Consider the following 9409-nt stretch of genomic DNA (forward strand, 5'->3'; position numbering starts at 1 on the left):
CTTTTCGGGGGGATAGGCAAAAACACCCAATTAAGCAAAATTTTTATGTCGTACTCGTAATCTATTGTTCATTAAGTATATTTTAATTTTTATTTAAATAAGGAAGTGATTATATGTATAAATTAAAGCTGTATGAATATAAAAAAGTGGAGCATATTTTTAAAGAATTAGCCTTTAATATCGTTATAAAATCTGTAATTAATGGGAATACACCAGGAGAAATATACGTTGATAATATGGTTAATCCCAAAACTGCTTTAGTGTGGGACATGATGGGAGAACTGCTAATCGAAGGTGATGATAATAATAATGAATATAATATGGAGATAAATAAGTTGATAATAGATGATCTTAAGCCACGTGCTGCAAAAAGGTACATACCATGTTTTGATTTTTATTATTCAAAGAAATTTGAAAATAAGCTTGATGTGTTATTACAAGAAGAAAATTGCACAAGGATAGATAGAAATGTTTATAAATTTAAAGCGTTAAAATTAAATTGGAGAGAAAATATACCAAAGGACTGCTCTATGGTAATTATTAATGAAAAGCTTTTGGAGAGAAAGGATTTAAAGTATATAGAGAGTGTAGAAGGTTGGATAAGCTCTTTTTGGCATTCAGCAAGTGACTTTACATCAAAGGGAGTAGGATACTGTTTAATAAAGGAAGATATAGTTGTAAGCTGGTGTTTATCAGTATTTGTTAGTGGTAAGAATTTTGAATTGGGGTTAGAGACTGTAGCTCAATATAGAGGTAATGGCTATGGAAAACTTACAGCAGCAGCTTGTATTGAGTATTGTATTGAAAATAATATAATACCATTTTGGCAGTGTAATAAAGATAATATACCTTCAAATAAAGTTTCAGAGAGTATAGGTTTTAAAAAGGATTTTCAATATTACATTGAAAATTTTCAGTTTTAAAACAATGATTAAAAAATTAGAATAAGGTGGAATAGAAATGACGACTAAATTGATTATTGTAGAGGGTTTACCAGGGTCAGGAAAGTCAACAACAGCTCAAATAGTATATGATATTCTTAAATACAAAGGTATTAATACAGAACTCTATTGTGAAGGTAATTATAATCATCCAGCAGATTTTGATGGAGTAGCTTATTTTAGTAGTAAGGACTTTAATGTATTGCAACAAGCTCATTCAGTCAGTAAAGATGTATTGGATAAAATAAAGATTAAATATTATCATGGATACCTAATTCCATATAGAAAAGCCATTGAAGAACAACAAATGTCATTTGAAGATGAATTGTTTAATGATATAACTAAAAATGATATATATGAATTGCCAATAAAGATTCATACAGAATTAATATTAAGCAGATGGAATGACTTTGTTAATAATTATCTTAATGAAGATAAGGTTGTTATATTTGAATGTTGTTTTATTCAAAACCCAGTGACAGTGAGTATGGTTAAAAACAACTCTTCAAAAGATGTTACTATGAGTTATATAAATAGTTTAGCTGAAAAAATTGTACCATTAAAGCCTGTCTTAATATATGTGGAACAAGAAGATATTAAAGCGTCTTTTAATAGGGTTGTATGTGAAAGATCAAAAGAGTGGTTTGAAGGGTTTAAAGACTATTATACAAACCAAGGTTATGGGTTATCTAATAATCTAAAAGAATTAGACGGAGTTATACAAGTCCTTGAAGCAAGAAGTAGACTTGAACGTGATGCTTATGATTCACTTGAATTAGTTAAATATAAAGTTAATAATTCTACATTTAATATTGATTTACTTAAGACGAGGATTAACTCAATTATAGAAGCCAACTTATAATTCGCAGCATTCTTATACTACGTCACAATAGTAATTAAGAGCGTACATAAGATTACTTAAATAATATGATATTTGGGGGATAAGATGGATCGATGTGTACCAAAAAATGAGATAAGAAAAATAATAACAGATTTATGTGGAAATCAAGTTAATATAACCAATATATCGTTTCTAGGTGGTTATGCAAATAGTAATTATCTTGTAAAGACAGATGTAGTAAAGGATGGATTTGTAATAAAATTGGTTGAGCCACTCGAATTTCAATCATGGCTTAGATTTGAAAAATCATCTTTATCTGGAGAAGCATATTGTTATAACCTTCTTCGAGAACACGGTATTCCAACATTAGATGTTATAAAGTATTCTCCTCCTGGAGAAATAATTAATCGAGAATATTTAGTAACGAAATATATTCCATATATATCCTTTGATTCTATACTGCCAAATGAAGATTGTGGTGAAAAATGTTATGAGGTATATGGATATTATGTAAAGAAAATGCACCAAATTAAAGTAGAAAAATTTGGTTGGAAGCGTGAAGATAATTGGGGAGAATATAACAGTTGGTATGATTTTGTATGTGCATATACGAAAGAATTACTAAACAAGACGAGAGAATATTCTCTTTATGATGAACATTTTTATTGCTCTGTAAATGAAATTATCAATCAAAATAAAGGTGCTTTTGATAAGGTTATTACTCCATGTATGGTGCATTGGGATTTGGGCTTTGGAAATGTTTTGGTGAATAAGAATGAAGAAGAATTTTCCTTTGAAGCAATTATTGATATGGGTAGGTGCATTTTTGGAGACCCTCTATGGGATTTGGTAGATTTATCATATAAGCCACAGGCCTTTTGGAAAGGCTATGGTTGTAGCTCAAAGGATACGTTGGACGGAATTATCCGTTCAAAAATATATTCTATTTTAGATGGAATTTTCGATGCTTATATATCTCTAATTCGCTTTGACAATAAAGAGCGTTATGTTAGAGAAAATGAAGAGGTCATATCTTCCATCAAATCTATTTTGAATTGATGGATGTTGATATTTGTCTTTAAAATTATGACCATAATGAGTTAATTCGATATCTTCGTATTTTACGTTTAATATGTATGCAAAGCATAATATTTAGTTAGTACGCATCCGTACAATATTGCGATACAAGGATTACCTATTTACTTATTGGGAGGTGTAATTTGAAAATTGATATTATCGGGGCTGTTGGTAGTGGAAAGACCTCGTTATCACGTAGGATAGCAGAAGAATTTCATATTCCTTGTTATGAACAAGATAATTTAGTTTGGATGAGGACAAGAAACGGTGATGTTAGGCGTCCAGATAAAGAAAGAGAAAGAATGTTCATGGATATACTGACGAGTAAAAACTGGGTAATGGAAGGTTCACCAAGAAAATACTTAAAAAAGCGTTATGAATATTGCGATTATATTATTTTTTTAGATACAAAGTCCTTTATACGATTGTATAGAATTTTAAGACGCTGGATTCGGCAAAGAACGGGGGAAGAATCATATAACACCAAGCCAACATTAAAGTTTTTATGGATGAATATAAAGTGGCATCATGAATTTAATAATGATAGAAAACAGTTAATATCCGAATTATTGCAATGTGGGTTAAGATATAAAAGATTTAAAAATGCAAATGGTGCTATCGATTTTTGCTATAATACATACGAAATAAAATGAGTCAGGCTGTCATATATGTCGACACTAGTAAATCCATATCATTAGATATGGGTTTACTAGTGTCTGAATTTAACACAAGGCATATTCTGTATAACTCATACACTGAATTGTATAAAAAACCACATAAGGAAACAAAACAAATGTCGTGAAATTTAAGTTTCTTAAAATATTTCATATTTCAACTATATAGGTATATCAGTTGTCTCGTTTTACTTTTTTAGGTACCATTATTATCATCCACGATATAATAATACTGTAAAGTAATTTAAGGCGGTGAGTATTAATGGCTTACAGTGATAGAGAGTTATTAGCTAGAATAATAAAATGTGAAGCTGGTGGACAAGGAGAAAATGGAATGAAGGCCGTTGCTTGTGTAGTTATGAACAGAGTAAACGTAGCCGATGGTGAGTATCTTAGGACAGGTCAAGGTGATTTAAGAAAAGTCATACTTCAACCAGGAGAATTTACTTGTGTAACCGCTGAGCTTGCTGGCGTGGCTAATCCACAAACCATTTATTCAAATACGCCAGAACAGATACATTATGATATTGCTGATTGGGCTATAGCTGGCAATAGATTAAATACAACAGGTGAAGCATTGTGGTACTTTAATCCTTTTAACCCAGGCTGTCCACATCTTTTTCCTTTTAATGGTAGTGGTTCATTTCAAGTTAGCGTTGGCGATCATTGCTTTTACGATCCCACAGCACTCTATGCTAAAACTAAGTGAATAATTACTACCGACACCTTTATATGATGGTTTCATTATAAATTTAAGGAGGATATTTTATGTTTATAACACAACCTAATAATTTTAATCAAGTCCCAATGTGGAATGGTGTTCCTATGTTTTCTGGATATCCAATGATGCCAAGATTTAGTATGGATGATGATCCAAGACAAGGGCCTATGCCCAAAACGCATGTTGTTACTAAACCACCAACTCCTGCTGCTACTGCTACTAAACCACCAACATCAGATGTTAAACCACAAGTCCCTAATACTAGCCCCACCACTTCTGATACTAATCAGGTCCCTAAAATAGCACCTGATACACTTATAATAAATAATCCACTATATAATCAAGGCTGGTTAAAAACACAAATAGGTAAATATATAAAAGTAAGTTTTTTACTTGGAACTAGTACCTTTCAAGATAGATCAGGCATTTTACAAGAGGTTGGAATTAGTTTTATTATCCTTAAGGATATTAATACAAATGATTTAACAATGTGTGATATATACTCTATTAAGTTTGTAACAGTTTTTAAAATAGCTATTAATACTTAATACTTAATACCTAATAAAAATGAAGAACTACTAACATCATGTGAGTTTAACACAAGATATATTCTGTATAACTGGACTAAAACCTTAAAAGCATTGAAAATACTAGGTTTCTTTGAATAAACCAATAAAATAAATTATAATAGCTGATATTAGTTTAACATAACGTATTGTATTGTATAACTAGATTTATCTTTACACTATGTTAATCAATGATATTAAGTTTTATAAAAAACTCATAAGGGTATACCTTTATACGATCTTTTTAACATTGTAGTTTTATTTAATTTATTTTTGTGTTACATGATATAGGCTTGATATCCCTCTCTTAATAGCTAAACTTTAGTTTTAAATTTAAATAAAATTTTATTTGAATTTAACTGACTATAAAATCATTAATGGATGAAAATTTAAAAAGCAGATTAATAAAAGTGTATGATAATGTTAATAATGATTGGATAAACTTCTGCAAGACCTTTATTCTATAGCATTATTAGAATTTATAGAAAAATATTCTAACAAGTAATGCCAATCATTTAAAGGTTGTGTAGTAGCTTCTTAATTGTCGGGTATGCAATTACACTTAACTATGCTTACATTGCCTTTAAAAAGGCTCTAATCGAGTCTATTTTTTACGTTATTGCTTATATAGTAATCAAAATAGATTTTTTTGTCTAAATATGTTTATACATGAATTTATTAGCAAAATATTTGTATATTCAAGAAAAAGATTAAATAGAGTGTTTTGAAGTAAAACCAAATGAAATATAGGGCGTTTTTTTGCCCTATACGTAATGCGGTAGTAGCAAACGTAAGTGCGGTAGTTTTAAATTCAACTATTATTTATAAAAAAATAGTTGAATTTCTTCTCCAACCTCGTCTTTATCCCAAACTTAATAATTTTTTTTCTAATTCATCAAAATCCATTCCGCCATCTGAACCGTCATACGCACGTTGCTCATAATTATTAAAAGCACCTTTAGCATAATTTTTCTTTGGTTCTATGTAAACCCCTGGTTTAACCATGCTTATCATCCATCCTATAAAATTGGGTATATCCTTATTTTTACCATCGTCATACACTTTTTTAATTGTTTCAAGATTTTTTTTAGAACTATCATATATTTTTTTAGCTTCAAGAGCTGTTATTTTACTATCACTCATTATGCTCATAACTTTTTTAATTGGAGTTTCTTTTTCTGGTTCCTCAATTGTTGCAGATACTTCATTTTCAGCAGTTGGCAAAAATGTAGGTTCTTTAGCTTTATCAATCGACTTATTGGTATGAATATAAATTTTTAAGCTTGTAATCTTCCTACCAAGTCTAATTTCTTCAAATTCAAAATTTATATCACTCATTTTTTTTAATTCTTTTTGTCCTTGTTCTATTACTCTTCTTTTAAAATCAGCATATAAAGGGTATCTATTGTCGACTTTCAATAATTTCCTTAGTTCTTCAACTTTAATTTCTATATAGCCCTGTTTTTTGAATTCATTACATTTTAAAATTTCATATAATCTAGGTGAATACTTGCTTTTCATAGATAAAATATTAGATAATTTATATTGAGTAAACATATTATTGAGTTTCAACATATATGGTTTTAAGTAAGAACTAAAGGTTAGCTCTACATATCCAGTTCCCTTTTCATACATTGCCCCACTAAGCCAAGCAGTCTGTATAAGCTTTTTGCCTTCTTCAATTTCAAAAACCTTTTTCATAAGTTCCTTAGTTATCTTAGGAATCACAACATATTTTGATTTGTTTTCAACCCCTAGAAGTTTCATAAAATCAGCTATTCTAAATTTATAAGATTTAAAATCTTCATCTTCTGGCTGAACCATACTAGCAAGAGTTAAAATAAGTTTTTGCTCCTCGAGACTTAAATCATAATGGCTATTCATAATAAAATAATTTGACTTAGTAACTAAATAATTGTTATCCATAATATCACCTCATAAGAATATATTAACATTTTAACTATGACATGTCAACTATAATGTCATGTCATAGTTAGGTATGCAAGTGTCATAGTTAGGTATGCAAGTGTCATAATAGATTTTATTTTAGGTATGCAAATGTCATAGTTAGGTATGCAAGTGTCATAATAGATTTTTGAAAGCATTGGTATTACTGGGTTAGAAGGTCGCCCAAAGCACTTAAAACAAAGTACTGTAAAACACTTAAAACAACAACCGTAAAAAGATTAGTAATTGTTGTTTGAAATCAATTATAAATTTATAGATATAAAACCACATTACATAAGGAAAAGCGGAAAGTCACCCCCCTATTTCTAGCCATTCCTTCCGTACCTACAACCTTATACCCACTGGTACAACTTGGTTTGCAGATTCCTACTATACCTTTACTATACTTTTTACTATACAACAACTGTGGTTGTTCTCAATTTTTATTAAATTATTTGATAAAACAACTATTTGACAACAGTACGTTTTTGTCTTATGTTTATATTAAGAATAGGAGGTTTAAAATGGCAAATTTAGATGGAAAAACTGAAAGAATAATGTTACGCATATCACTAAAAAATAAAGAAATCATAGTAAAACTAGCAAAAGAAGAAAATAGAACATTGTCTAATTGGTGCGAAAATGCAATGTTAGAAAAAATCAAAAAATCAAATAAATAATATCACTTGACAAGCGGCATAAAATGTCATACAATTGTTTTTAACAAATGGAAATAAATATGACATTTTAAAACAATAGGAGGGGTAGGAATAATTGATTGTTAGAAAAATACTAAAAGAGATGAGACTTAAAAAACATATGACACAACAAAACATAGCAGATAAAATTGGATTAACAAGAATGGGATATTCAAAAATTGAAAATGGTACTCGGGACCCAAGCTTTAAAATATTGTTAAAAATCAAAGAGTTGCTGGCATATGAAAATGACAATCTATTTGATATTTGTGAAAATCAAGAAAAAAATTAGGGTTAGAGTTACGTCCAAAATCATCAAAAAACGGACAAATTTACAAAAATTAGGGGGAAAGAAATGGGTGATATAGAGAAGAAAAAAGTAATAGAATTATATATTAAAGGTTTAAGCTATAAAGAAATTGGAAACGAAATTGGTTCAACATCTGAGGCAGTAAGAAAATTTATCTCTAGAAATGCTAAAGAAGAACAGCTTATTAGAAAAGCAGAAAGAAAGAGTCAAAATACAGAAACAGACTATGGATTTGAATTTGAACATAGTAATTTTCTTAGTGTAAATGATCTAAAGGAAATAAGGGAAGAAAAAAACTATGGTATAATGCCTAACGAGAGTATTGGAGATTATAGTTTTTTAAAGGTTAATAGACAATCTTATATTTTAAGTAAAAATCATAAAAAATTAGTTTTTGATGAAAGTAGAGGGCTTAGGACTTATGCAGTACCCAAAAGCTATTAATAAAAGAGGACAAGTTCACTAGTATAAATCTAAAAAATAAAAAAGGGGAATGATAATTAATGGAACAGTTAGTATCTGGAATTACAAGCTTTATAACATGGTTGCAAATACCAGCAGTAGTATGTTATGCGTTAGCATTATTATTTGGAGGATATGAAATGTTGTTCGTAGGTGGTCAACAAGGAAGTGGAAGTGCAAAAAAAGTATTTATAAGTTCTACAGTAGCTTTTATTATAATAAAAGGTGCAAATGCACTAGCAACGTCGCTAGGTAGTAAGATAAATTTTTAAGGAATTATTAAAGAAAACAATTTGGGAACATAATAAGAGCAAATGAAGTATAGGGCATGTTTTATGTCATATACTTCATTTGCTCTTATATTTATTTGTTTTAAGGCTATTATTTTTATAAAATAGAAAGGAGCTAATAAATTGAGTACAGACCAGCTTTTAAAAATACTACAAGATTATTCAAATGTTCTTAATTTAGATACAATTTTGGCTAGAACAATGAGAGAATTATTTTGGGGCATTGTCAAAGTTTTAGGCTATATCGTAGATTCCATTTCTGCTATTACAGATAAACTATTTGTATTAGATAAATTTTATAATGATCCCCATGTTGTAGATTTTATAAATAGTGTTAAACCATTAATAGTAGTATTGTTTGCACTTTCGTTATTAGGAATTGGATATCAATTAATGTTTTCTCAAAGCAAACAGTTCAAAAAAATAGGTACAAATATTTTGGTAGCCTTAGCTGTAATTCTAGTTTTACCTATGGCAATGGACAAAATGAATGGATTAACTAATCTTGGTGTAAGTGCAGTAAAAGGAGCTCCGTCAGATTTAACTAATCAAATTATAAAAAGTAATATAACAGATGTTTTGCTTTACGATAAAGAAAGTTTTAAAAAAGATGATATAGATGGTTTAAAAAGTCCTAATGAAATTGATGTCAAAAACATACGGTATATAGACCCAGCATCAATTATTGAACCAGATTTTATTAATAAGTCTAATATTAAAAATAAAGATGTATTTGGTGTGAAAATAGCAACAGATACAGATGGGAAGTTAACTACAGAAAAGCTTAACCAAGGATGGATGACATTTTGGAAAGAATATTATTATAGATATAATATTAACTTCTTAAATATTATTGTGTCACTTGGAGTAATTGGTGCAACA

12 protein-coding genes are annotated in these 9409 nt (G+C 29.2%); 11 read left to right on the plus strand and 1 reads right to left on the minus strand.

Features of this window, described 5'->3' with window-relative positions; all coding sequences use genetic code 11:
• Nucleotides 1-113 precede the first annotated feature (113 nt).
• The 6 genes from VIM70_RS02905 (at nt 114) to VIM70_RS02930 (ending at nt 4802) form a co-directional block, all read left to right on the plus strand.
• Nucleotides 114-923 carry a GNAT family N-acetyltransferase gene (locus VIM70_RS02905; protein WP_331943965.1) on the plus strand — a complete coding sequence of 270 codons (810 nt, stop codon included), beginning with the start codon at nt 114-116 and terminating at the stop codon, nt 921-923.
• 37 nt (nt 924-960) lie between these two features.
• Entirely contained in the window at nt 961-1803 is an 843-nt protein-coding gene (locus VIM70_RS02910; protein WP_331943966.1) for a hypothetical protein, read from the plus strand.
• 84 nt (nt 1804-1887) lie between these two features.
• Nucleotides 1888-2841, plus strand: coding sequence for an aminoglycoside phosphotransferase family protein (locus VIM70_RS02915; RefSeq protein ID WP_331943967.1), 954 nt, complete (start codon nt 1888-1890; stop codon nt 2839-2841).
• 161 nt (nt 2842-3002) lie between these two features.
• Nucleotides 3003-3512: a DNA topology modulation protein FlaR gene (locus VIM70_RS02920; protein ID WP_331943968.1), complete on the plus strand. Its 510-nt coding sequence runs from the start codon at nt 3003-3005 to the stop codon at nt 3510-3512.
• A gap of 283 nt (nt 3513-3795) precedes the next feature.
• Complete coding sequence (locus VIM70_RS02925; RefSeq protein WP_331943969.1) at nt 3796-4242, plus strand: cell wall hydrolase; 447 nt, start codon at nt 3796-3798, stop codon at nt 4240-4242.
• 59 nt (nt 4243-4301) lie between these two features.
• Entirely contained in the window at nt 4302-4802 is a 501-nt protein-coding gene (locus VIM70_RS02930) for a hypothetical protein (RefSeq protein ID WP_331943970.1), read from the plus strand.
• 879 nt (nt 4803-5681) lie between these two features.
• Here the strand turns inward: VIM70_RS02930 and VIM70_RS02935 are convergent.
• Entirely contained in the window at nt 5682-6746 is a 1065-nt protein-coding gene (locus VIM70_RS02935; protein WP_331943971.1) for a replication initiation protein, read from the minus strand.
• A 545-nt stretch (nt 6747-7291) separates the two neighbouring features.
• On the opposite strand from VIM70_RS02935, the gene VIM70_RS02940 reads away from it, so the two are divergent.
• The 5 genes from VIM70_RS02940 to VIM70_RS02960 all read left to right on the plus strand — a co-directional run.
• Nucleotides 7292-7447, plus strand: coding sequence for a hypothetical protein (locus VIM70_RS02940; protein WP_331943973.1), 156 nt, complete (start codon nt 7292-7294; stop codon nt 7445-7447).
• A gap of 94 nt (nt 7448-7541) precedes the next feature.
• Nucleotides 7542-7757, plus strand: a complete 216-nt coding sequence (locus VIM70_RS02945; RefSeq protein WP_331943975.1) for a helix-turn-helix transcriptional regulator — start codon at nt 7542-7544, stop codon at nt 7755-7757.
• A gap of 63 nt (nt 7758-7820) precedes the next feature.
• Nucleotides 7821-8219 carry an RNA polymerase subunit sigma-24 gene (locus VIM70_RS02950; RefSeq protein WP_331943977.1) on the plus strand — a complete coding sequence of 133 codons (399 nt, stop codon included), beginning with the start codon at nt 7821-7823 and terminating at the stop codon, nt 8217-8219.
• Nucleotides 8220-8278: 59 nt separating this feature from the next.
• Entirely contained in the window at nt 8279-8509 is a 231-nt protein-coding gene (locus VIM70_RS02955) for a hypothetical protein (protein ID WP_331943979.1), read from the plus strand.
• Between the two features lie 141 nt (nt 8510-8650).
• Nucleotides 8651-9409, plus strand: a 759-nt coding sequence (locus VIM70_RS02960; protein ID WP_349257518.1) for a pLS20_p028 family conjugation system transmembrane protein, incomplete at its 3' end; no start/stop codon positions are given.

The sequence above is a fragment of the Clostridium sp. genome (genome assembly GCF_036569345.1).
Classification (GTDB): Bacteria; Bacillota; Clostridia; order Clostridiales; family Clostridiaceae; genus Clostridium_AD.